20 protein-coding genes are annotated in these 23,635 nt (G+C 70.5%); 15 read left to right on the forward strand and 5 right to left on the reverse strand.

The features are described from left to right. Positions 1 to 47 precede the first annotated feature (47 nt). The gene (locus ACYVO6_RS22780) at positions 48 to 830 is read right to left on the reverse strand and encodes a peptidoglycan recognition protein family protein (RefSeq protein WP_461063915.1); all 783 of its coding nucleotides are present in this window, start codon (positions 828 to 830) and stop codon (positions 48 to 50) included. Positions 831 to 1,084: 254 nt separating this feature from the next. Between ACYVO6_RS22780 and ACYVO6_RS22785 the strand changes: the two genes are divergently transcribed. Next, complete coding sequence (locus ACYVO6_RS22785) at positions 1,085 to 2,269, forward strand: MarP family serine protease (RefSeq protein ID WP_461063917.1); 1,185 nt, start codon at positions 1,085 to 1,087, stop codon at positions 2,267 to 2,269. A 48-nt stretch (positions 2,270 to 2,317) separates the two neighbouring features. Here the strand turns inward: ACYVO6_RS22785 and ACYVO6_RS22790 are convergent, their stop codons facing one another. Beyond that, a complete protein-coding gene (locus ACYVO6_RS22790) occupies positions 2,318 to 2,806 on the reverse strand; it encodes a GNAT family N-acetyltransferase (protein ID WP_461063919.1) in 489 nt (162 codons plus the stop codon). Positions 2,807 to 2,901: 95 nt separating this feature from the next. Here ACYVO6_RS22790 and ACYVO6_RS22795 point away from each other — a divergent pair, with 95 nt between their 5' ends. Together ACYVO6_RS22795 and ACYVO6_RS22800 are read left to right on the forward strand one after the other, a co-directional pair. Next, entirely contained in the window at positions 2,902 to 3,804 is a 903-nt protein-coding gene (locus ACYVO6_RS22795; protein WP_461063921.1) for a TIGR01777 family oxidoreductase, read from the forward strand. Between the two features lie 656 nt (positions 3,805 to 4,460). Next, positions 4,461 to 5,876, forward strand: coding sequence for an NAD(P)/FAD-dependent oxidoreductase (locus tag ACYVO6_RS22800; protein ID WP_461063923.1), 1,416 nt, complete (start codon positions 4,461 to 4,463; stop codon positions 5,874 to 5,876). Between the two features lie 52 nt (positions 5,877 to 5,928). Here ACYVO6_RS22800 and ACYVO6_RS22805 read toward each other — a convergent pair whose 3' ends face one another. Further along, positions 5,929 to 7,386 carry a regulator gene (locus tag ACYVO6_RS22805; protein WP_461063925.1) on the reverse strand — a complete coding sequence of 486 codons (1,458 nt, stop codon included), beginning with the start codon at positions 7,384 to 7,386 and terminating at the stop codon, positions 5,929 to 5,931. Positions 7,387 to 7,646: 260 nt separating this feature from the next. Here ACYVO6_RS22805 and lipB point away from each other — a divergent pair, with 260 nt between their 5' ends. From lipB to ACYVO6_RS22825, 4 genes are all read left to right on the forward strand, one after another. Then, positions 7,647 to 8,498, forward strand: coding sequence for a lipoyl(octanoyl) transferase LipB (gene lipB / locus ACYVO6_RS22810; protein WP_461063927.1), 852 nt, complete (start codon positions 7,647 to 7,649; stop codon positions 8,496 to 8,498). A 107-nt stretch (positions 8,499 to 8,605) separates the two neighbouring features. Beyond that, on the forward strand, positions 8,606 to 9,571 hold the full coding sequence (lipA, locus tag ACYVO6_RS22815) for a lipoyl synthase (RefSeq protein WP_461063929.1): 966 nt from the start codon (positions 8,606 to 8,608) through the stop codon (positions 9,569 to 9,571). Between the two features lie 279 nt (positions 9,572 to 9,850). Beyond that, on the forward strand, positions 9,851 to 10,066 hold the full coding sequence (locus ACYVO6_RS22820; RefSeq protein ID WP_461063931.1) for an SCO2195 family GlnR-regulated protein: 216 nt from the start codon (positions 9,851 to 9,853) through the stop codon (positions 10,064 to 10,066). A gap of 60 nt (positions 10,067 to 10,126) precedes the next feature. Beyond that, positions 10,127 to 10,828, forward strand: a complete 702-nt coding sequence (locus ACYVO6_RS22825; RefSeq protein ID WP_461063933.1) for a DUF4191 domain-containing protein — start codon at positions 10,127 to 10,129, stop codon at positions 10,826 to 10,828. 81 nt (positions 10,829 to 10,909) lie between these two features. Here ACYVO6_RS22825 and ACYVO6_RS22830 read toward each other — a convergent pair whose 3' ends face one another. Next, the gene (locus ACYVO6_RS22830) at positions 10,910 to 11,377 is read right to left on the reverse strand and encodes an RDD family protein (RefSeq protein ID WP_461063935.1); all 468 of its coding nucleotides are present in this window, start codon (positions 11,375 to 11,377) and stop codon (positions 10,910 to 10,912) included. Between the two features lie 199 nt (positions 11,378 to 11,576). Between ACYVO6_RS22830 and glnA the strand changes: the two genes are divergently transcribed. The 5 genes from glnA (at position 11,577) to ACYVO6_RS22855 (ending at position 19,444) form a co-directional block, all read left to right on the forward strand. Further along, the gene (gene glnA, locus ACYVO6_RS22835; RefSeq protein ID WP_461063937.1) at positions 11,577 to 12,986 is read left to right on the forward strand and encodes a type I glutamate--ammonia ligase; all 1,410 of its coding nucleotides are present in this window, start codon (positions 11,577 to 11,579) and stop codon (positions 12,984 to 12,986) included. Between the two features lie 242 nt (positions 12,987 to 13,228). After that, the gene (locus tag ACYVO6_RS22840; protein ID WP_461063940.1) at positions 13,229 to 16,093 is read left to right on the forward strand and encodes a phosphorylase family protein; all 2,865 of its coding nucleotides are present in this window, start codon (positions 13,229 to 13,231) and stop codon (positions 16,091 to 16,093) included. Between the two features lie 147 nt (positions 16,094 to 16,240). Then, on the forward strand, positions 16,241 to 17,164 hold the full coding sequence (htpX, locus tag ACYVO6_RS22845) for a zinc metalloprotease HtpX (protein WP_461063942.1): 924 nt from the start codon (positions 16,241 to 16,243) through the stop codon (positions 17,162 to 17,164). Positions 17,165 to 17,169: 5 nt separating this feature from the next. Further along, positions 17,170 to 17,760 (forward strand): PspA-associated protein PspAB, encoded by a 591-nt coding sequence (pspAB, locus tag ACYVO6_RS22850; RefSeq protein WP_461063944.1) that lies wholly within the window; start codon positions 17,170 to 17,172, stop codon positions 17,758 to 17,760. Positions 17,761 to 17,800: 40 nt separating this feature from the next. Further along, positions 17,801 to 19,444: an alpha/beta fold hydrolase gene (locus ACYVO6_RS22855; RefSeq protein WP_461063946.1), complete on the forward strand. Its 1,644-nt coding sequence runs from the start codon at positions 17,801 to 17,803 to the stop codon at positions 19,442 to 19,444. A gap of 97 nt (positions 19,445 to 19,541) precedes the next feature. Here the strand turns inward: ACYVO6_RS22855 and ACYVO6_RS22860 are convergent, their stop codons facing one another. Then, positions 19,542 to 19,850, reverse strand: coding sequence for a hypothetical protein (locus ACYVO6_RS22860; protein WP_461063948.1), 309 nt, complete (start codon positions 19,848 to 19,850; stop codon positions 19,542 to 19,544). Positions 19,851 to 20,544: 694 nt separating this feature from the next. Here ACYVO6_RS22860 and glnII point away from each other — a divergent pair. The 3 genes from glnII (at position 20,545) to ACYVO6_RS22875 (ending at position 23,530) form a co-directional block, all read left to right on the forward strand. Next, positions 20,545 to 21,573: a glutamine synthetase gene (gene glnII, locus ACYVO6_RS22865; protein ID WP_461063950.1), complete on the forward strand. Its 1,029-nt coding sequence runs from the start codon at positions 20,545 to 20,547 to the stop codon at positions 21,571 to 21,573. Positions 21,574 to 21,910: 337 nt separating this feature from the next. Beyond that, complete coding sequence (locus ACYVO6_RS22870) at positions 21,911 to 22,477, forward strand: winged helix-turn-helix domain-containing protein (RefSeq protein ID WP_461063952.1); 567 nt, start codon at positions 21,911 to 21,913, stop codon at positions 22,475 to 22,477. Between the two features lie 60 nt (positions 22,478 to 22,537). Next, positions 22,538 to 23,530 (forward strand): SDR family oxidoreductase, encoded by a 993-nt coding sequence (locus ACYVO6_RS22875; protein WP_461063954.1) that lies wholly within the window; start codon positions 22,538 to 22,540, stop codon positions 23,528 to 23,530. Positions 23,531 to 23,635 lie beyond the last annotated feature (105 nt).

Here is a 23,635-nt window from a genome sequence, read left to right on the forward strand (position 1 = left end):
GGCGTGGCTCTGGGTGTTCGGTGAGTCGGCTGTGGCGTACCTGTGAGCTACCGCCTGCCCTGGAGGTGGGCCGCCCGTTCCCGGATCGCGGGGAGACGGGCCGTCAGGGCCTCGCCCGGGCAGGCGGTGTAGTAGCCGTCGGAGTGGCCCGCGACGGCCGCGAAGGTCCCGGGTGTGCCTGCCCGGTACCTGCTCATGCTGTTCGTGGAGACCAGCCGGACCGGGGAGCGCGGGTCGATGTCGCTGAGGCCCAGCTTCCAGGCGGCCACGGCCGCGATGGCGTCGGTCATGGCCTGTGGGACCGGCACTCCGGCGGTGAAGGTGCCGATCGCCGCGATCCCCGTCGTACCGATGTTGAAGCCCTGGGTGTGCGCCCCGACGACGGGCCGCTCGACTCCGCCCGCCCGGCCCTCGTAGATGGTGCCGCAGCGGTCGACGAGGAAGTTGTAGCCGATGTCGTCCCACTGCCGGCCGCCGGCCTGACCGACGTACATGTCCCGGATGATGCGGGGCGCGTCGGCGCAGTCGTAGTCGTTCGGCGAGTCGGTGTGGTGCACGAACACGGCCAGGACGCGGTCGGCGTACCGGGTGGGCGGGCGCGTGTACGCGGCGTCGCCGAGCCAGTGCTCCCTGGGCACGATGGCGGGCCGTTCGGCGCGGTGTCCCGCGGGGGTCCGCGCCGTGGCGGGCCGTCCGGCACCCGACGGCGTCCGGTCGGCGCCCATGGCCCAGAGGACCAGCGCGATGACGGCCGCGAGGCCGGGCAGACAGACCAGGGCCACCCGCACCGCACGCGGCAGACGCGCAAGCGGTGCACGGAAGACACGCATGAGGCCCACTCTCCGGGACACCCGTGCCTTCCGCGATGTGTGCTGTGCCACCCGGTGGAACCAACGCCCGGGCCCTGCACGTTTCTTAGGTTCCACGCACGTGTACGGATTCCGGCTGGGGATCCCAGGGGTCATCCCCGGGAGGACGCGGCGACTCCCATGCGCGCGTGGCCGATTTGCGGGCTCCACGCGCGCGTGCTTGATCACTGGGCCCGCTGCGCGCGTACTGAGGGGTCCAAGAGAAAGGGCGCTCCGTGGACCTGCTCGACATCCTGCTGTTGCTGGTGATCCTCGTTTATGCGGCGTCCGGCTACCGGCGCGGGCTCGTGGCGGGCTGCGTGTCGCTGGCCGGTTTCGTGGGCGGCGCGGTCATCGGCGTATGGGTGCTGCCCTGGATGATGGACCTGGTGTCGCCGGGGACCACGACGGCGACGATCACGGCGGTGCTCACCGTGCTGGTGCCGGCCGTGGTCGGGCACGAGCTGGCGGGGCGGCTGGCCCTGCGGCTGCGCCGCGAGCTGGACCAAGGCCCGCTGCGCATCGCCGACGGAGTCGGCGGAGCCGCGGCCAACACGGTGGCCGTCCTGGTGGTGTCCTGGGTCGCCGCGAGCGTGCTCGCCGCGTCCGCCTCCCCCGTCCTCAGCCAGGCCATCCGCGGCTCCTCGCTGCTCGGCGCGGTGCAGGACGTGATGCCGGAGACGACCCCGGCCTGGTTCTCCCGCGCCACCTCGGCGCTGACGGAGGCAGGGTTCCCGCAGGTCTTCAACCCGTTCGAGAGCGAGCCGGCCACGAGCGTCGCCAAGCCCTCCGGGGACAGCGTCACCGCGGCGGCGACCCGGGCCGCGACGCGCTCCTCGGTGAAGGTCGAGGGCGTCGCGGGCGGCCAGGGCCGCGAGGGCAGCGGCTTCGTCTACGCCTCCGAGCATGTGATGACCAACGCCCACGTGGTGGCGGGCATCGACGAGCCGACCGTACGCGTGGGCGGCACGGGCCGGGCGTACGAGGCGAGGGTCGTCCTCTTCGACCCCGACAAGGACGTCGCCGTCCTCGACGTACCGGGCCTGGAAGCCCCCGTACTGCCCTTCGACACCAGCGCGACCCGCGGCGACGCGGCCGTGGTCGCGGGCTACCCGCAGGACGGCGGCCTCGACCTCCAGGCGGCCACCGTCGCGAACAAGATCCAGGCCACGGGCCAGAACATCTACGGCTCCGACACCGTCACCCGCGAGATCTACTCCATCCGCTCCACGGTGCTGCCCGGCAACTCCGGCGGCCCCCTGCTGACCACGGACGGCAAGGTGTACGGGGTCGTCTTCGCCCGGTCCACGAGCGACGACGAGACGGGTTACGTCCTGACCGCGGACGAGGTCGCGGATGACGCGGCGCAGGCGGCGAGGTCGTCGACACCGGTGGACACGGGCGACCTGGTCACGTCCTGAGCCTGGTCACGCGCTGACGGGTCCCAGCGCCTGTTCCCTGACGGAGGCTCAGAGACTGCGGCCCATCAGCACGTCGTCGACGTACTTCCCGTCGAGGTAGAACTCCCCCGGCTGGACGCCCTCCACGACGAAGCCCTCGGACTCGTACAGCTTGCGGGCCGGGGTGTTGTGGCCGAGGACGCGCAGCGAGATGCGCAGGGCGCCCTGGCGGCGGGCCTCCGCGATCACCGCGCGGATCAGCGCCCGGCCCACGCCGAAGCCGCGTGCCTCCTCGGCGACGGCGAGGCCCTGGATCTGCCGTACGTGTGCGTTGGAGGCGAGCGGGGTGGGGAAACCGAGGCGCACATAGCCGACGAGGCGTCCGTCCAGCTCCGCGACGAGATGGTCGCGGGGCCCGTAGCGGTCACCGAAGAACGGCTCGTACGGCGGCTCTTCCCGGGGCCGGACCGCGTGCAGATACGACCAGGTCGCACGGTCGAGCCGGCCCAGCGCGTCCTCGTCGTCGTAGCTGGCGGGGCGTATGTGCAAGGCGGGCATGGAGGTCACTGTACGGCGGGGGTGCGAGTTGTCGTCCGGTGTTTCCGGCACCCCTCGGCGAGATGCTCTGCGGGCTGTTGGCGGAGGATGGGGCCATGACAGCTTCCCGAATCGCCGTGGCCGGGGCGTCCGGTCTCATCGGTGCGGCACTGGTGCGGTCGCTGACCGCGGACGGGCACGAGGTGGTGCGGCTCGTGCGCCGTACGCCCCGGACGAAGGACGAGGTCGAGTGGGACCCCGAGCGGCAGTACGTCGACGCGGCGGGGCTCACCGGGTGCGACGCCGTGGTGAACCTCGCCGGGGCCGGCGTCGGCGACCGCCGCTGGACGGACGCGTACAAGCGGAAGATCCGCGACAGCCGGGTGCTCGGCACGGCGGCGCTCGCGGAGGCGGCCGCCTCCCTCTCCCCGTTGCCGCGGGTCTTTGTGAACGGCAGCGCGATCGGCTTCTACGGAGAGACCGGCGAACGGGCCGTGGACGAGAACTCACCGCCCGGGGACGGGTTTCTGCCCTCGCTGTGCGTGGAGTGGGAGGAGGCGGCGGCTCCGGCCGAGGAGGCAGGTGTACGGACCGTCTTCGCGCGCACCGGACTGGTGGTGTCCGCCAAGGGCGGCGCCTGGGGACGACTGTTCCCGCTCTTCAAGGCGGGGCTCGGCGGGCGGCTGGGCGACGGACGCCAGTACTGGAGCTACATCGCACTGCACGACGAGGTGGCCGCACTGCGGCACCTGCTCGACACGGAGTCCCTGTCGGGCCCCTTCAACCTGACGGCTCCACAGCCGCTCACCAACCGCGAGATCACAGCGGCGATGGGCCGGGTACTGCACCGGCCCACCCTCTTCGCGGTGCCCGCACCCGCACTGCGGCTCGCACTCGGCGAGATGGCCGGGGACGTACTGGGCAGCCAACGGGTGCTCCCCACCCGGCTGTTGGAGTCGGGCTTCGCCTTCGCGTTCCCCGGCATCGAGGAGACGATCAGGGCGGCGGCCCGGGGCTGATTCCGGTGCGGGTACGCGGGGGCTGGGGTGGGAGGGGTTTCTTTCCCCAGGCCCGCCCCTTCCCGAAACGGGGGGCTGCGCCCCCAGGCCCCCGCAAGGGGGTGGGGGTGACACGCCGTGTCGCGGCTGCGGGTGCGTCGTGGCTGGTCGCGCAGTTCCCCGCGCCCCTGAAGGGGCGCTCCCGGAACCGCCCGCCACCATGCTCACCAGCCACCACGTGCCCGCAGCCTCCCCCCGGCGGGAGGGGTCGTGGGCCGGTGCGTCGTATGCCCGTCGCTTAGGTCCGGTCTCGGAGAACCAGGACCGTGTACCAGCAAAGGGCCGTACGCCCGGCCTGCGACGGGCTGACGCACCGGCCCACGGCCCCGACCCACCCACGGACCCAAAGGGGCGCGGGGAACGGCGCGAGCAACCACCACGCACCCGCAGCCGCCCCACCGCCGGAGGCACCCCGCGGGGAACGGCGCGACCAGCCACACTCAACCCGCAGCTTCAAACCGCGCCCCCAGCGGAGCGCCCCCGTGCGCCCGTGCCCTGCTTATGCGCGACCCCCGCGGAGCGTCCCGCGCCCTACTCTCGTCCAGAAACTCCGGAATTCCGGAAGCGTGTCGGGGGCATGACGTCCCCAGGAGCCGCGCGACCTCGAGGAGGGGCACGTGCTTGAGCCCGCTTATCAGGCGGACGTCGTCATAGTGGGAGCCGGGGTCGCGGGACTCTCGGCTGCCCACCGGCTGACCAGCGCAGGAGTAACGACCGTAGTCCTGGAGGCCGCCCCTTACGTCGGCGGCCGTATGTCGACCGAGAAGGTCGACGGTTTCCGGCTCGACCGGATCGGCCGGCTGTTGTCCACCGCGTACCCGGAATTACGCCTCACTCCGGGTCTCGACGCCCTGACCCTGCGCCCGTTCGCACCAGGCGTCCTCGTCCACGCCGACGGCCGTACGCACCGGGCGGCCGAGCCCGGGAGCGTAACGAGCGCCGGGGGCGCAAGGGGCGCACTCGGCGCGGCACGCGCCTTTGTGGCCGCCCCCCGGAGGCCGCGCGCCGCCCGTCGGGCGGCGCCGTCGCCCGTCGGCGCCGTGACCCAGGCGCCACAGGCCGCCGTCCCCGCCCTGTCGCGGGCCTTCCCACCGCTCGGCGGCGCCGTCGACCAGGCACGGCTCGCCGCCGCGCTCGGTCGGATCGCCGCCGCCCCGGTGGAGCGCCTGCTGGCGCGACCGGACCGGCCGGCCGGTCACGCGCTGGCGGCACGCGGAATGCCCGCCCGTACCGTCGAGGGCTTTCTGCGACCGCTGCTGGCCGCGCTGCTCTGCGACCCGGATCTGACGATGTCCAGCCGGTCCGCGGACCTCGCGCTGCGCGCCTTCGCCGCCGGACGGCTGTGCGTGCCGGAGGGCGGCGCCGACACCTTGCCGGAGCTGCTCGCCGCCGCTCTGCCGCCGGGGACGGTCCGCACCGGCGTGCAGGTCACGTCCGTGTCCACGACATCCGTACGCACCGCGGAGCACGGCGAACTCCGTTGCCGGGCCATCCTGTTGGCGACCGGCGCCCGCGCCGCCGCCGAGTTGCTGCCCGGCCTGCGGGTGCCGCCGTTCCACCCGGTGACGGTGGTGCACCACACGCCCGACGAGGTGCCTCCGGCCGGAGCGGGGCTGCTCCTCGACGCGGACCGTCGCGGCCCGGTGGCCCACACCGCCGTCCTCAGCGAGGTCGACCCGTCCCGCGCCCCCGCGGGCCGCGCCCTGGTCTCGTCCACGATCCTCGGCGCACCGCCTCCGGACGTCGACCGGGTCGTACGCGCCCACCTGGCCGAGCTCTACGGCACGTCCACGCTCCGCTGGGAGCTCCTCGCCGTCCACCACACCCCGGACGCCGTCCCCGCGATGCCGCCCCCGCACGACCTCCGCCGCCCCGTTCGCCTCCTCGCCGGCCTCTACGTCTGCGGCGACCACCGCGACACCAGCACGGTCCAGGGCGCCCTGCACTCGGGCCACCGCGCGGCAACGGCCCTGCTGACAGACCTCGGCGCGAACTCGGCGCACACGGCGGCCCCGTTACCCAGGGCCGCGTAACCAGACAGGGGTGGAGGTCCCGTCGCGGGGCGGGACCTCCAACCCCGCACCACTACCCGAGCGCGGCCACCTTGTCGCGATACCCCCGCACGGGCGCCGCGTCCCGATACGGCTCCAGCCGCCGCTCGAAGTCCCGTACGTACTCCACCGCCCGCACCGAGCGCATCTCGGCGGCCTGGGCCGCCGCCTCCGCGCCCAGCTGGCAGGCCTGGTCGAGTTCGCCGAGACCGAGGCGGGCGGTGGCGAGGACGACGCGGCAGAAGAGGCGGCTGCGGGCGTAGCCGGGAGCCCGGAGCTGGAGGGAGCGTTCGGCGTGCTGGGCGGCGGCGCGGTACTGCTGGAGGTCCCGGTGGCAGTGCCCGAACTCGTCCGCGAGCTGCGCCTGATCGAAGAAGTGCGCCCAGTACGGGACGTCGTCGGTGGGCCGGGCCACCTCCAGCGCCCGCTCCGCGCGTACGAGGGACGCCGTGCAGGCCCGTACCTCGCCGAGCACCCCGTGCCCGCGCGCCTCGGCCGCGTGCAGCAGCGCCTGCACGACGGACGGCGCGGACGAGCCCACGCCCTGCTGGGCGACCCGCGCCAGCTGCACCGCCTCCCGGCCGTGGCCCAGGTACACGGCCTGCCGGCTCATCGTCACCAGGACGTACGACCCGTACGCCCGGTCCCCCGCCGCCTGCGCAAGCCGCAGCGCCTGCACGAAGTACCGCTGGGCCAGTCCGTGCGCGGCGATGTCGTACGAGGTCCAGCCGGCGAGCCGGGTGAGATCGGCGGCGGCGGCGAACAGTTGACGCCCGGTCTGCTCCCCGTACGTGCCCCGCAGCATCGGCTCCGCCTCGTGCTCCAGATAGCGCACCAGGGCCTGCCGGGCGTGGCCGCCGCCGTAGGCGTGGTCCAGCGCCCGGAACAGCTCCCCGACCTTCCGCAGCGCCGCGATGTCGCCCGCGGTCACCCGCTGCCCGGGCTCGCGCTCGGTCTGCCGCTCGGCCTGCGTACGCAGCCGGGGCACGACGCCCGGGCGGCCCTGCGCGGGCACCCGTACGACCGTGGGGTCCCCGGCGCGGCCCACCCGGTCGTCGGGCCGCCCGATCAGCCAGTCCCGGCTCGGCACGACGAGCCCCGCCGGGGTGAACGCGATCTTGCGCAGTTCCGCGTGGCTCCCGGAGTCCTTGCGCCACAGTCCGCTGACGATGTCCACGGCCTCCTCGGGCGTGGCCGCGAACTCGAGCCCCGCGTACACGGGGGCGCAGGCGTCCAGGCCCAGATCCTGCGCGGTGAGCCGGCGCCCGAGCCGGCGTGTGAACACCTCGGCGATCAGTGCCGGTGTCGTGCCGCGCGGCTGCTGGCCGCGTAGCCAGCGGGTCACCGACGTCTTGTCGTATCTCAGGTCAAGCCCGTGCTCGAGACCGAGCTGGTCCACGCGACGGGCGAGTCCCGCGTTGGAGAACCCCGCTTCTGCGATCAGTGCGGCGAGCTGACGGTTGGGGATGCGCTGCGCGGGTCGTTCCGTCATCTGCGGTGCGAGCTCCTGCCTTCCAGGCCTCGGTGAAGTGGCCTCGTGAACGGCGCGAATGTAGCGGTCCGTGAGTGCGCCATCACACGCTTCGATACGCATTCATCCGATCGTGTGAGGATTACCCGGAGGGTGACGGCACCGGACGGGCAGGGCCGAACTCGGCTCGGCACAGGGCCGAACTCGGCCGGCCAGAGCCCGGACGTACAGTGGCGTGGGGCGCGTACGTGCCTTACGGGTCTTCCAGGGAGGCGTTTGCCGTGGGTGAGTTGCGGTTCGTCCGGATGGGTTTCGGAGCGGACTCCGTCGAGTACCAGCAGGCCTGGGACGAGCAGCGCCGCGTGCACGCCGCTCGCTTCCAGGACGAGATCCCCGACACCTGTCTGCTCCTGGAGCACCCGCCGGTCTACACGGCGGGCCGGCGCACCGCGCCCGAGGAGCGGCCCCTCGACGGCACCCCGGTCGTGGACGTGGACCGCGGCGGCAAGATCACCTGGCACGGCCCCGGCCAGCTCGTCGGCTACCCGATCCAGAAGCTGCCGCGCCCGGTCGACGTCGTCGCCCATCTGCGCCGCCTCGAGGACGCGATGATCCGCGTGTGCGCCGACTTCGGCCTCGAGACCTCACGGGTCGAGGGCCGCGCGGGCGTGTGGATACTCGGCGACCCCGTGGAACAGCGCCCCGCCCGATATGGAGGGGCAGCGCGCAGCGCTTCGGCTGAGGGTGGTGGCGGGCGACGGGCGGGAGGACTCTCCCTGGACTTCGACCCACGCCTTACGGACGACGAGTTCGACCCGCGGCTCAACGGCCCCGAGTACGCCCCCTCGAACGCCGGTCAGCGCCGCGAGGACCGCAAGATCTGCGCCGTGGGCATCCGCGTGGCCAAGGGCGTCACGATGCACGGCTTCGCCCTGAACGTGAACCCGGACACCTCCAGCTTCGACAAGATCATCCCGTGTGGGATCCGGGACGCGGGCGTCACGTCACTGGCGTACGAGCTGGGGCGCGAGGTCACGATCACCGAGGTCCTGCCGGTGGCCGAGAAGCACTTGCGGGGCGTACTGGAGAACGCGGACCTGAAGCCGCGGGAGATCGAGAAGGCGACCGCCTGACGTAAGGAATGGACCCCGAGGCCCACAGGTTGGCCTCACAGAAGGGCCCATCAAACACGGGCGTACGCTGGTGTGCGCCGAAGAATCGAAGCTACAGGGAGCCGGTCGTGTCCGCAGTCACCCCCGACGGACGCAAGATGCTGCGCCTGGAGGTCCGCAACAGCCAGACCCCCATCGAGCGCAAGCCCGAGTGGATCAAGACCCGGGCGAAAATGGGCCCCGAGTACACCAAGATGCAGAACCTCGTGAAGAGCGAGGGCCTGCACACGGTCTGCCAGGAGGCGGGCTGCCCCAACATCTACGAGTGCTGGGAGGACCGCGAGGCCACCTTCCTCATCGGCGGCGACCAGTGCACCAGGCGCTGCGACTTCTGCCAGATCGACACGGGCAAGCCGGAAGCGCTGGACCGCGACGAGCCCCGGCGTGTGGGCGAGTCCGTGGTCACGATGGACCTCAACTACGCCACCATCACCGGCGTCGCCCGCGACGACCTGGAGGACGGCGGCGCCTGGCTGTACGCGGAGACGGTCCGCCAGATCCACGCCCAGACCGCGAACCGCGAGGCAGGCCGCACCAAGGTCGAGCTGCTGGCCCCCGACTTCAACGCCGAACCGGCCCAGCTCGCCGAGGTCTTCTCCTCCCGCCCGGAGGTCTTCGCGCACAACATCGAGACGGTCCCGCGCATCTTCAAGCGCATCCGCCCCGGCTTCCGCTACGAGCGCTCCCTGAAGGTCATCACCGAGGCCCGTGACGTCGGCCTGGTCACCAAGTCGAACCTGATCCTCGGCATGGGCGAGACCCGCGAGGAGATCAGCGAGGCGTTGCGCCAGCTGCACGAGGCCGGCTGCGAGCTGGTCACCATCACGCAGTACCTGCGCCCGACCGTGCGCCACCACCCCGTGGAGCGCTGGGTCAAGCCGCAGGAGTTCGTGGAGCTGAAGGAGGAGGCCGAGCAGATCGGCTTCTCGGGCGTGATGTCCGGGCCGCTGGTGCGCTCCTCGTACCGCGCCGGACGCCTGTACCAGATGGCTGTGGAGAAGCGAGGTTCGTACGTCGCCTCGCAGGCCGTCTGACGATCTCGTACGACCTGCGCGATGGCACGCAGTGCCAGCTGATCGTGTGAATCCGCACACAAGACATTACCCGTGAGTAGTGTCCGATACGACGCGGTTCTGACCGTTCCCGCAGATGGGAGCCACCGTCAGAGCCGCGTCGGCGTTTTCGGGCCTCGTATCAAGGCTTCATTGGCGTTTGACCGCTTGGTCATGCCCTGGTAACACCAATCTGTGACTCTGTTCTCACGCCACGTACAGACTCATCCCAAAGCCGTCATCCGAGGGGGGACCTCCACTATGCAGGCCGCGCCAGTACGCGCCACAGCGATTCCGTCTTTCACCGATGCACTCCGTGCCGTCGAGTCGATCCTCATGAGCGGCGGCCAGCGCACCGCCCGCCGCAACGCATGGACCTCCGTCATGGAGGACCGCCGCCGGGCCAAGGACAGGGTCGAGGCGCAGCGCGTCATGGAGCAGTCCCTCGTGCAGCCGTCGTTCGCCCCTCGCCCGTGACCGCCCGCCGACGCGGCACCGCCGTCGTCGGCGCTTCCCGCGCCACGTAGACTTCTCGGCATGGCGAGGAAGGACAACGCAGCGGACGCTGCGAACCCCGGGCGACTCAAGCAGATCGCTCTGACCTACAAGATGACCCGCAGGGCCGACTCCAAGATCGGTCTTGTACTCGGGGCTGTCGGAATCGGCACCCTCGGTGTCTTTCTCGCGATCGGTTTCCTGATCGGTCACCCGGTCTATCTCGGCATCCTCGGCTTCCTCCTCGCCTTCCTCGCGATGGCGATCGTCTTCGGACGACGGGCCGAGCGTGCCGCCTTCGGGCAGATGGAGGGGCAGCCGGGAGCGGCGGCCGCGGTGCTGGACAACATGAAGCGCGGCTGGACGACGACCCCGGCGGTGGCGATGAACCGCCAGCAGGACGTGGTGCACCGAGCCGTCGGCAAGGCCGGCATCGTGCTGGTGGCCGAGGGCAACCCGAACCGGGTGAAGAGCCTGCTGGCCGCCGAGAAGAAGCGGATGGCTCGGATTGTCTCGGACGTACCGGTGCACGACATCCTCGTGGGGACCGGCGAGGGCCAGGTCGAACTCAAGAAGCTCCGTACGACGATGCTGAAGTTGCCGCGGGTCCTGAGTGGTCCCCAGGTCACCGCGACGAATGACCGGCTGCGCGCTCTGGGTGACCTGATGAGCAACATGCCCTTGCCGAAGGGGCCGATGCCCAAGGGGATGCGGATGCCGCGCGGCGGCCCGAAAATGCGCTGACCTCTCCCGTACGACGTTGGGGGCGCCCGGAGTGATCCGGGCGCCCCCAACGTCGTACGGGAGACGATCGTGCGGAAGGCGTCAGATCCTGACCTCTACCGTGCGCGCCAAGCGGTCGTGCAACCCCCTGCCGTCGCGGTCCCAGATCAGGGCCGGGATGGCGATGCACAGCAGGGCCGTGCGCAGGAGGGCGCGCAGGGGGTTGACGGTGCCGGTGTCCAGGGTGAGGACCCGCAGGCCGAACAGGCGCTTGCCCGGGGTGAAGCCGATCGTGCCGACGGTCAGGACGCTCATCACGAAGAAGATCAGCAGCGCCCAGTTGCCCGTCGCCTGGTTGTAGCCGTCGGTGAGCAGCCCGTATGCGATCAGGAGGCACAGTCCCCAGTCGACCGCGAGGGCGCCGAGGCGTCGGCCCGGGCGGGCGATCGAGCCGGGGCCCGACTCCGGCAGGCCGAGCTGCTCGCCCCGGTATCCGAAGTCGGCACCGGCTTCCTCCGCGGCGGCGCGCGGGCCGGAGAGCCAGGATCCGATTGCTTGCCTGTTGTCCACGCGTCCACGGTACTGCGCCGGTTTTGATATGCGGACAGGTGGGGTCAGGCGGGCCGGGGTCGGTTAACTTGGGCGAAACAAATGGGTCACGCTCGAGAAATCACCCGTCCCTATTGTCGGGTCTCAGCGTGTGCCACCGCACTGGCCGCACGAACGAACTACCACCCCGGCACGGACGGTCGGGAGTAGGAGGAGCTGGATGTTCCAGAACGCCGACGAGGCCAAGAAGTTCATCGCAGACGAGGACGTCAAGTTCGTAGACGTCCGCTTCTGCGACCTGCCTGGCGTGATGCAGCACTTCACGGTGCCGGCAGAGGCCTTCGACCCGAGCGAGGAACTGGCCTTCGACGGCTCCTCGATCCGCGGCTTCCAGGCCATCCACGAGTCGGACATGGCGCTTCGGGCCGACCTGTCCACCGCGCGCGTGGACCCGTTCCGCCGCGACAAGACGGTCAACATCAACTTCTTCATCCACGACCCGATCACGGGCGAGCAGTACTCCCGTGACCCGCGCAACGTGGCGAAGAAGGCGGAGGCGTACCTCGCCTCGACCGGTATCGCCGACACCGCGTACTTCGGTCCCGAGGCCGAGTTCTACATCTTCGACAGCGTCCGCTTCGAGACCAAGTCGAACGAGGCCTTCTACCACATCGACTCCGAGGCGGGCGCCTGGAACACCGGCGCCATCGAGGACAACCGTGGTTACAAGGTCCGCTACAAGGGCGGTTACTTCCCGACCCCGCCGGTCGACCACTTCGCCGACCTGCGTGCCGAGATCTCCCTGGAGCTGAACAAGGCCGGTCTCCAGGTCGAGCGCCAGCACCACGAGGTGGGCACCGCCGGTCAGGCCGAGATCAACTACAAGTTCAACACGCTGCTCGCCGCGGCCGACGACCTCCAGCTCTTCAAGTACATCGTGAAGAACGTCGCCTGGCGCAACGGCAAGACGGCCACCTTCATGCCGAAGCCGATCTTCGGCGACAACGGCTCGGGCATGCACGTCCACCAGTCGCTGTGGGCGAACGGCGACCCGCTGTTCTACGACGAGGCCGGTTACGCGGGCCTGTCGGACACCGCCCGCTTCTACATCGGCGGCATCCTCAAGCACGCCCCGTCGCTGCTGGCCTTCACCAACCCGACGGTGAACTCGTACCACCGCCTGGTCCCCGGCTTCGAGGCCCCGATCAACCTGGTCTACTCGCAGCGCAACCGCTCCGCGGCCATGCGTATCCCGATCACGGGCTCGAACCCGAAGGCCAAGCGCGTCGAGTTCCGGGCGCCGGACTCCTCCGGCAACCCGTACCTCACCTTCGCGGCCCTGATGCTGGCCGGCCTGGACGGCATCAAGAACAAGGTCGAGCCGGCCGAGCCGATCGACAAGGACCTCTACGAGCTGGCTCCCGAGGAGCACGCGAACGTCGCGCAGGTCCCGACCTCGCTCCCGGCCGTCCTCGACTCCCTCGAGGCCGACCACGAGTTCCTCCTCCAGGGCGACGTCTTCACGTCCGACCTGATCGAGACGTGGATCGACTACAAGCGCACGAACGAGATCGCTCCGCTCCAGCTGCGTCCGCACCCGCACGAGTTCGAGCTCTACTTCGACGTCTAGGACTAGGCGTCCAAAACAGCGTTCGAGTCAGCACTGAGGGCCGTTGCTCCCGGATTTCCGGGAGCAACGGCCCTCAGCCGTTCGTACTGAATAACGAGACGGCGTCATTCCCTAACTCCCGCCCGCAACAAGGGTGTTCGCCCCCTTGATGCCGTATCTTGGACCTCTTGGGGCATCAGCAGACAGGTCAACATCAAGATTCGGTCGGGCCGGTGACGACAGCTCTTCCTTTGCGCGCAGCGTTGATCCTTACAGCACTCGATGTGGAGCGGCGGGCCGTCCACGAGCACCTCAGGACCACCGCGGAGCGCATCGAGAACAAGGCACTCAAAGATGGCATATATGTAGACGTATACCTTCTTGCCAGTGAGCACGCCCGGTGGCGCGTGCATCTCGCCGAGATCGGTACGGGGAACTCCGGCACCGCTGTACTGACGGAGCGCTACCGCAACGAGCTGCAGGTCGAAGCCGTGCTCTTCGTCGGCGTCGCGGGCGGGGTGCAAGGCCTCAGGCTCGGGGATGTCGTCGTCCCCGACCACGTGTATCCCTACCAGAGCGGCAAGCAGTCCCCGGGCGGCTTCGGTGCACGCCCCCGCTCCTGGGCGCCCCCGCACCGTTTTCTCCATGCGGCGAAACACGCGGCGCGCGAGCTCGAGCAGCTCGACTCGACCGACTACAAGATCCGCTTCAAGCCGATCGCATCCGGCGACGTCGTCCTCAATGACGCGGAGAGCGACCTCAGAACGCAGATCCTGCACCGTCACTACGAGGACGCGGCAGCCATCGAGATGGAGGGTGCCGGCTTCGCTCAGGCCGCGCAGCTCGCCGACAGTCTTCAGGCACTCATCATCCGCGGCATCAGCGACCTCGCGGACGGCAAGAAGTACGCCGCCGACGCCGCCGGATCCCAGGAGCGCGCCGCGGCCAACGCGGCGGAGGTGGCCATCGCCGCCCTCGCCGCACTCACCCTCCCTGAGCCCGGCGAGTCCACCCTCGGCCGCGGCTTCACCAGTCAGGAACCGGCCGAGCCGCCCGTTCGGGTACCGAGCGCGCCGCCCCGCGCCCAGGAACTGAACGAACCGCCTCGTGCCGCCGAACCGCGGACCGAACCGGTCCGCGCCTCGCAGCCGGACGAAATCCTCGGCTCCCCTCTCCCGCCGCCGCCCGAGCGGCCGGCGACCGGGCCGGGCGCGAGCACTCCGCCGCCCCGGCGCCCCAGGCGTGGGCCACGCCCGAGTACCGAGTCCCGGCAGAAGTTGCTCAAGCGAGCACTGCCCGCCGTGGCGCTCGTCGCGGTGGCGGCGGTCATCTCGGTCGTCGTCCTGCCGGAGCGGGACGATGGTACGGACGACAAGGCACCCTCCGCGCTGTCGGACTGCGGAGAAGCGACCACCAGACTGCGTATCGCCGCCTCGGTCGACAAGTCGGAGCCCCTGAAGCGGGCAGCCGAGGCCTACGGAAACCGCTCAGCCGAGGGGCAGTGCATAAAGGTCGAGGTCGACGGCGTCAACTCCGGTACCGGGATGCGCGCGCTGGCCCGCGGCTGGAAGGAGTCCGACGGGAATAAGCCGGACGTGTGGTCGCCCGCCGGGAGCACCTGGCTCTCCCTGGCCCGCGCCCAGGCACCGGGGCCGAACAAGAACCTGTTCCCGCAGCAAGCGGAATCGATCGTGCAGAGCCCGCTGACCATCGCGATGCCCAAGCCGATGGCCGATGCCCTGAACTGGCCCGAGAGACGGTTCGACTGGGCCACGCTCGCGGAGTGGGCCCAGAACGCCGACAGCTTCTGGGCGGACCACGACAAGCCGGAGTGGGGAGCGTTCAAGCTCGGCAAGACCAACCCCGGGTACTCCACCTCCGGGCTCAACGCGACGGTCGCCGCGTTCTTCGCCAAGACGGGCACCAGCAGTGAGCTGGGCACCCCCCACATCGACAAGCCCGCCAACCGGGCGTTCGCGAAGAGCATCGAGGAGTCCGCGGTCCATTACGGCGACACGACGCTGACCTTCCTCTTCAACCTCCGCCAGGCCGACCGGAGCAGCCCGGAGAAGGCCATGTCGTACATCTCCGCCGTCACCCTGGAGGAGAACACCGTCGCGGCCTACAACGCGGGCTACCCCTGCGGCGCGCTCAGCAATGAGAAGGGCTGCGAGAAGACCAGCAAGCCGGACACTCCGCTGGTCTCCTTCTATCCGAAGGACGGCGTCCCGTTCTCCGACCATCCGTACATCGAACTGAACGGGATGAGCCCCGCTCAGAAGGCGGTGTCCGGGGACTTCCTCGCGTACCTGCACAACACCAGCGTCTTCGACAAGGAGTTCGCTCCCTACGGATTCCGCAACCACAAGGGCGATGAGCCCAAGGGTTCCAAGGTGCTCAACGCGGCCAACGGAGTGCTGCCCGATGCGCAGTTCACCCGTATGCCGATGCCCGGCGGAGAGGTGCTCGACCATCTGCTGGACGTCTGGCCGACCTTGCGCCGGCGTGCCAACGTACGCATCGTCATCGACACCTCCGAGTCGATGAACGAGACGGTTCCCGGCACGGGCGAGACCAAGATCGGGCTTCTGGAGCAGGCCGAACCCGCTCTGTTCGGCGAGTTCACCGGCACCGACCGGGTCGGACTGCTGAAGTTCTCCGATGCCGACGTCCTCGGCGGGGGCGAGGACTACAAGGAACTGGTGCCGCTCGGCCCGTACAACGGGAAGCTGCCCGGAGGCACCCGCGCGGACCTCCTGTCCGAGAACGTCACCAGCCTCGAACCGGAGGGCGCGACCGGTCTCTACGACACCCTCGACCACACCACACAGGCCATGCGCGACGACTACGACCCGAAGGCCATCAACGCGATCGTCCTGCTCACCGACGGCCGCAACGAGGACAGCGGCAGCCTGTCGAAGGAATCGCTGCTGAAGCGGATCGGCGACCCCGACCAGCGACAGATCCGCATCTTCACCATCGCCTACGGAAACAAGGCGGACGAGAAGGACAAGAACGGCCGGAGCGTGCTCCAGGAGATCGCGGACGCGAGCGGCGGGCGGGCGTACGACGCCCGGCGGGCCGAAACGATCAGAGACGTGCTCACCAGTGTGATCTCCAATTTCTGACGAGCATGTTCCTTGCCCGGGCTTTGCCCGGAGCGGGGGAGATCGGCACTCCTTCGTGGAAAAGGCCGGACCTTTTCATGGATGTACGTGGAAATGCCCGGGTGCACACTGGAATCGAGGCGAGTGCCCGATTTCGAGGTGATCGTGATGCAGAGCCGCTTTCAGGCCGACCGACGGCTGACCGTGCGGATGGGGGTCACGCTGTTCCTGCTCGGGCTGTTGTACGTGGCGTTCGTGGCCGCGTTGATCGTGCTGCTGAAGTCTTGGGTGCTGGTGGTGGTGATCGCGGCTGGGCTGCTCGGCGCGCAGTACTGGTTCTCGGACCGGATCGCGCTGTACGCGATGCGCGGCCGGGTCGTGGAGCGGGAGGAGTATCCCCAGCTACATGGGGTCGTCGACCGGCTGTGCGCCATCGCGGACATGCCCAAGCCCGCGGTCGCCGTATCCGATATGGACATGCCCAACGCCTTCGCCACCGGGCGGAATCCCGATCATGCTGTGCTCTGTGTGACCACAGGGCTGCTGAGGCGGCTGGAGCCGGACGAACTCGAAGGCGTGCTGGCGCACGAACTGTCGCATGTGGCACACAAGGACGTCGCGGTGATCACCGTGGCCTCGTTCCTCGGGGTGCTCGCCGGGCTGATCGTACGGTTCGTCTTCTACTCCCAGGTGTTCGGCGGGCACGGCCGCAAGGACCAGAACACGGCCGTCGTGCTCATGACGGTGATGGCGGTGTCCGCGGCCGTCTACGCGCTCAGCTTCCTCCTCATCCGGGCGCTCTCCCGGTACCGGGAGCTGGCCGCCGACCGCGCCGCGGCCATGCTCACCGGCCGCCCCTCGGCACTCGCCTCCGCGCTGACCAAGCTCACCGGCGACATCGCCAAGATCCCCACCCGCGATCTACGGACCGCGCAGGCCTTCAACGCCTTCTACTTCACGCCCGCGTCCGGCAGGACCCCGGGCATCCAACGCCTCTTCTCGACCCACCCGAGCCTGGAGGAGCGGCTCGACCAACTGGGCCGGATCTCCCGCGAGTTGGGCGAGTCGTCGTCCTCCGGAAAGGCGGGCTGAGCGGGATGGGGCTCCTGGACATCCTGCTGGGCCGCAGCAAGCCGGTGGCCCCCGACCTCGACCAGCTCTTCGCGCTGCCGTCGGCCGCGATCACTCTGGAGGCGGCGGCCGGTTTCACACCCACCGGGCACGGCTCGGTGTGCTTCGCGACGGTCGAAGGGGCGGCCTTCGACGACGTACGACAGGAAGTGCGGGCGTTGTTGGACGCGGATGCCGAACGGACGGGGCCGCCGGTGGAGATGAGCCGGGACTCGTACGGGTATACGTGGCTGGTCTCGCGGCGGTCGCCGGAGGACCTGCCCGCGCTGGTGAGCGATCTGCACGCGGCGAACAGTGCGCTGGAAGGCAGCGGGTTCGGGCCGCAGTTGCTGTGCTCCGTCGTCGGGTTTCGGGGCGGTGGCGATGAGCGGCGGCCGCTCGGGCTCGTGTACCTCTACAAGAGAGGTAGCTTCTACGTTTTCGCGCCGCTCCCCGGTGGCAGGGAACGGCGCGACAGTGCCTTGGAGTTGCAGATCAGGGCGGTACTCGCGAACGACCTGCGGCTCGAGCCGGATCTGAGCCGCTGGTTCCCGGTGTGGGGAGCGCCGGGTCTGTGATCGCCCGTCACGAGGCCCGGCCGCGTGAGTGAATGGCCGTATGAGTGAGCTGGTCCCCTTCGCACATACCGTCGACGGTGAACGACTCAGCGGGCTGTCCGGCGGCATCGGCCCGGGTGAGTCGGCCAGGGCGACCGCCGTACTGCTGCACGGCGCGGGCAACGGCAGCAAGGAGCGGCTGCTGCCGTTGCTGTCGGAGTTCACCGCGCACGGCTGCCACGCCCTCGCCTTCGACTTCTCCGGGCACGGGGAGAGCACCGGCCTGCTGCCCGAGCTGAGCCTGCGCCGCCGCTTCGAGCAGGCCGTCTCCGTCATCGACGCGCACGCGCGCGTGGACGGGCCGCTGGTCCTCGTCGGCTTCAGCATGAGCGGCCAGACGGTGGCCGATCTCGCCCGGCACTACGGGGACCGGGTGGCGGCGCTGGGGCTGTGCGCGCCGGCGGTGTACGCGGCGGAGGCGTGGGACGTGCCGTTCGGTGCGGGTGACGGGCGGTTCAGCGAGATCATCCGGCGGCCCGGAAGCTGGCGGGAGTCGCCCGCGCTCGACGTCCTGCGGGGGTACGAGGGGCGGGCGGTACTCGCGGTGCCGGGCACGGACGAGGTCATCCCGTCCGGCGTGACGGAGGCCGTCTCAGAGGCGCTGGTCCGGCGCGCCCAGTTCACCCACTGGGAACTCCCCGAGGCGGAGCACCGGTTGGGCCTGTGGTTCCGCGACCACCCCGGCGACCGGCGGGAGTTCGTCACCGCCGTCCTGACCGGGCTCGGCGAGCAGGGCTGGACGGCGACCCGCGCCTGGGTGGCCAAGCAGCTCCCGGAGGGCCGTACGGTCGGCAAGTCCACTTTCCTCACGGGCGGTTGGAGCGCCCAGATGCGGCAGCTCACCCTCGACGACGGCACCGCACTCGCCCTGCGGACCTTCGTGAAGCCCTTCTTCCGGCGGCACGCCCCCGGGCTGCTGGCCCGCGAGGCGGAAGTACTCACGCTGCTGGCCGGGCAGGAGGGCGTGCCGGCGCCCGAGCTGACCGGCGTGGACGCGACCGCCGAGCACTGCGACCATCCGTCCCTGCTGATGTCCGTGCTGCCGGGCCGGGTCCGGGTGGACGAGGAGGACGACCTGGACCCGCGGGTGGACCTGCTGGCAGCCCAACTGGCCCGGATCCACCGGGTCGTCCCCGAGGAGCGCCCGCGGCTGTACCAGGCGTGGACGTCCCCGGAGCAGGTGCTCGCGCCCGAGGGTGCGATGTGGGAACGAGCGGTGGACGTGATCCGCCGCGACCCGCCGCCGTACGAGGGCTGCTTCCTGCACCGCGACTTCCACCCGGGGAACGTGCTGTTCACCGGCTCGGGGAGCGGCCTGCGGATCAGCGGTGTCGTCGACTGGGTGGAGACCTCGTGGGGTCCCGCCGACCTGGACGTCGCCCATAGCTCGACGGCCCTCGCACTGCTGTACGGCGCGGAGTACGGCCTCGGTTTCCGGGAGCGCTACGCGGCCAGGGGTGGCCGGCACCTGGCCGACGGCCCGGACCACCTGTACTGGCGGCTGCTCGACGCCCTGGCCTACGCCCCCGACGCGGCGAAGCTGGCGGGCCCGTGGCGGGAGCTGGGCCGGGCCGATCTGACGCCGGATGTGCTGGGCGGGCGGCTGGAGGCGTATGTGGCGGGCCTGCTGGAGCGGTACGCCTGAGCGACGGTGGCCGGTGCGGGCGACGGCAAACACGAGCGCCGGGCACCCCGAAGAAGGGCGCCCGGCGCTCCGGCTGAGCTCAATCAGGTCAGGCAGCTCAGCGCGAGTAGCGCATGTACGCCCGCACCATGTGACACGTCGTGTCCGACGGCGGGTGGACGCCGATGAGTTCGGCCGTGCGGTGGATCGTCTCGTTGCGGGCCTGGTTGGGCATGTAGACGCCGGAGTCCAGCAACGCGATGGCGAGCCGCATCGCCTTGAGGCGCCGGTTGTGCGTGATGTACCAGTCACGCGGACGCCCCGGCGGGAGCGGCCGCTTCTCGACGGGCTCGTACGGCAGGTCCAGCGGAACCGGCCTCTTGGCTGTGGACTGCGTGGGCAGCGGGAAGAGTGCGGCAGCGGGCACGAGCATCCTCCTGTCGCGGTCAGGGAACCGTCCGTCGGCACCCTCGAACACTGCTACCAGTTTACTGCCCGCCACTGACATCGAGACAGACCGCAAAGGCTGCCAAAAGTCCAGGTGAGCAAGGGAGTAGCGAGATGCCACTCCAGCTCTGCGAGGTGCACATGAGGCGGCACCAAATTCGAACAAAGCCATCGACTGGCACGGAATCAGCGGCCGACCAGAGGCGGCGACCCTCGCCCGAACGCTCCTGTCACTTGCCCGCCGGCGGGAGGGGCCGCGGGCCGGTGCGTCGTATGCCCGTCGCGTAGGTTCGGTCTCGGAGAACCAGGACCCTGTACCAGCAAAGGGCCGTACGCCCGGCCTGCGACGGGCTGACGCACCGACCCACGGCGCCCCGCACCCACCACCCACCCAGGGGCGCGGGGAACGGCGCGAGCAACCACACACAACCCGCACCCGACAGCGAACCCCCTCGTATACGGCGGAGCCCACCCGCTCTCAAGGCGGGCGCCCAGCCCACAAGCACCAGGTAACACGGGGTTCACGGCCGAGCAATGATCGGGAAATGGCCTGTTGACAGGCTGCGGTCATCCCCGCGGCACCCCTGTGCCGCACCCCGCGGCGCCCCAGTGCCGCAGCGCCGCGCGCCCGTGACGACCGAGCGCAACAAGACCCACCCCGAAGGATGTGGCCCGTGACCTTCAAGGCTGAGTACATCTGGATCGACGGCACCGAGCCGACGGCCAAGCTGCGTTCCAAGACGAAGATCCTGGCCGATGACGCCAAGGGCGAAGCACTGCCGATCTGGGGCTTCGACGGGTCCTCCACGAACCAGGCCGAGGGCCACGCCTCCGACCGCGTGCTGAAGCCGGTCGCCACCTTCCCGGACCCGATCCGCGGCGGCGACGACGTGCTCGTCATGTGCGAGGTCCTCAACATCGACATGACGCCGCACGAGTCCAACACCCGTGCCGCGCTCACCGAGGTCGCGGAGAAGTTCGCCGCGCAGGAGCCGATCTTCGGCATCGAGCAGGAGTACACCTTCTTCAAGGGCTCGCGCCCGCTCGGCTTCCCCGAGGGCGGCTTCCCGGCCGCGCAGGGTGGCTACTACTGCGGTGTCGGCTCGGACGAGATCTTCGGCCGTGACGTCGTCGAGGCGCACCTGGACAACTGCCTCAAGGCGGGCCTGGGCATCTCCGGCATCAACGCCGAGGTCATGCCCGGCCAGTGGGAGTTCCAGGTCGGCCCGCTGGCCCCGCTCGAGGTCGCCGACCAGCTGTGGCTGGCCCGCTGGCTGCTGTACCGCACGGCCGAGGACTTCGGTGTCTCCGCGACGCTGGACCCGAAGCCGGTGAAGGGCGACTGGAACGGTGCGGGCGCGCACACCAACTTCTCCACGAAGGCGATGCGCGAGGGCTACGACGCGATCATCACCGCCTGCGAGTCGCTCGGCGAGGGCTCCAAGCCGCTCGACCACGTCAAGAACTACGGCGCCGGCATCGACGACCGCCTGACCGGTCTGCACGAGACGGCCCCCTGGAACGAGTACAGCTACGGCGTCTCCAACCGTGGCGCCTCGGTCCGTATCCCGTGGCAGGTCGAGCAGGACGGCAAGGGCTACATCGAGGACCGCCGCCCGAACGCCAACGTCGACCCGTATGTGGTGACCCGCCTGATCGTCGACACCTGCTGCACGGCCCTGGACAAGGCCGGCCAGGTCTGACCCGTACGGCCTCCGTACGACCCGGGTCTGATCCGTACGAACAGGTCTGATCCGTACGACTCCGTGAGGGGGCGTCCATCACAAACGGTGGACGCCCCCTCACCGTCATCTGCTTCATCTGCTTCAATTGGCCCATGGCCAGCCCCCAGAAGCACCCCGCGACAGGTCGCCATGACCTCGAGCCCTTCTGGCCCTCCCGTCAGCACCACGTCTTCGACCGGGAGTGTTGCCGCGCGGTGAACGCGCCGACCCTCTAAAGCCGCACCTCGGCCTTCGGTCGGCGCGCAACGACGTACGTCCCCTGACGAACCTCGCGCGCGAAAAGAGCTGACCTCTCATGGCGAACACTCGTTCCCTCTCCCCCACCGCATCCCTGAACGCCCCCGCCCGGCACCGGCTGCGTGCCGTCGACCGGGACGAGGTGGTGGACGTGGCGGACTTCCTGCCGCCGGGCGCCACCCTGCTGCCCGCTCCCCCGCACACCCTGCCCGCCCTGCCGGGCCGGCCGCCGATGGTCGGGTATCTGGTGCTCGTCCCGGCCGACCAGCAGCCGCCGTTCCCGCCGGTGGCGGTGCCCGAGCGGTCGGAGACGGGTGCCGGGGCCGCCGACGACCCGCTCGTGCGGATCGACACCGCGCAGCGCACCGCCGAGGTGGACGGGCGCGCGCTCGACCTCACCTACCTGGAGTTCGAGCTGCTCGCCCACCTCGTCACCAACCCCTACCGGGTGTACACCCGCGACCAGTTGGTCACCACGGTGTGGGGGTACGGGCATGTGGGCGACGGCCGTACCGTCGACGTCCACATCGCCCGTCTGCGCCGCAAGCTGGGCGTCGAGCACCGGCAGGTGATCCAGACCGTGCGCCGGGTGGGGTACAAGTACACGCCGCCGACGGGGCGTTGACTCTCTGCTGATGGCAGATTCCCGTTCCGTCCCGCGGGCCGGCCGGGCAGAGTCACCGGTATGAGACTTCTGCTGCTGGGTGGGACCGAGTTCGCGGGACGGGCCGTCGCGGAGGCGGCCCTCGGGCGCGGCTGGGAGGTGACCGTCTTCCACCGGGGACGGCACGCGCCTCCCGCCGGTGTGCGATCACTGCACGGTGATCGCACCGCGCCCGACGGGCTCGCCGCCCTTGCGGAGGGAGAGTGGGACGCCGTCGTCGACACCTGGTCGGCCGCGCCCCGGGCCGTACGGGACACGGCGCGGCTGCTGCGGGGCCGCGCCGGGCGGTATGTGTACGTGTCGAGCTGCTCGGTGTACGACTGGGCCCCGCCCGCGGGATACGACGAGGAGGCGCCCCTGGTGGAGGGGGCCTTCACCGACGCCGAGCAGACCGACTACGCCCGGGACAAGCGGGGCGGCGAGCTGGCCGCCGTGGAGGCCTTCGGCGCGGATCGTTCGCTGCTCGTGCGGGCCGGGCTGATCCTCGGGCCGTACGAGAACGTCGGACGGCTGCCGTGGTGGCTGGGCAGGATCGCCCGCGGCGGGCCCGTCCTGGCGCCCGGGCCACGCGACCTGCCCCTCCAGTACGTCGACGTCCGTGACCTCGCCGAGTGGATCCTCGGTGCGGTGGAGCAGGAGTTGAGCGGACCGTACAACCTCATCAGCCCGCAGGGGCACGCCACCATGGGCACCCTGCTCGACGCCTGTGTGCGCGCCACCAGCGGTCCGGCCGAGCTGCGGTGGACCGACCCGGACGTGATCCTGGAGGCGGGTATCGAGCCGTGGGTCCAGCTGCCGGTGTGGGTGCCGCCGGGCAGCGACCTGCACGACGCCCTGCACGCCGCGGACGTCTCCCGGGCGCTGGCGACGGGACTGGACTGCCGGCCCGTAGCCGACACCGTGACCGATACCTGGAAGTGGCTCCAAGGCATCGGCGGTACGGCGCCGCAACGGTCGGACCGGACGGCCAAGGGCCTCGACCCGGCGGTGGAGGCGAAGGTACTGGGGCTGTGAGCTGAGGTAGGCGCCCCTGGCACGGTGCACCTGTCCCCACCCCTCTGCGGGTGCTTGACCCAGTGACCTTCCCCAGCGGCTCGGCAAAACTGGAGCCATGGACGA

This window comes from Streptomyces pseudoechinosporeus (assembly GCF_054783935.1).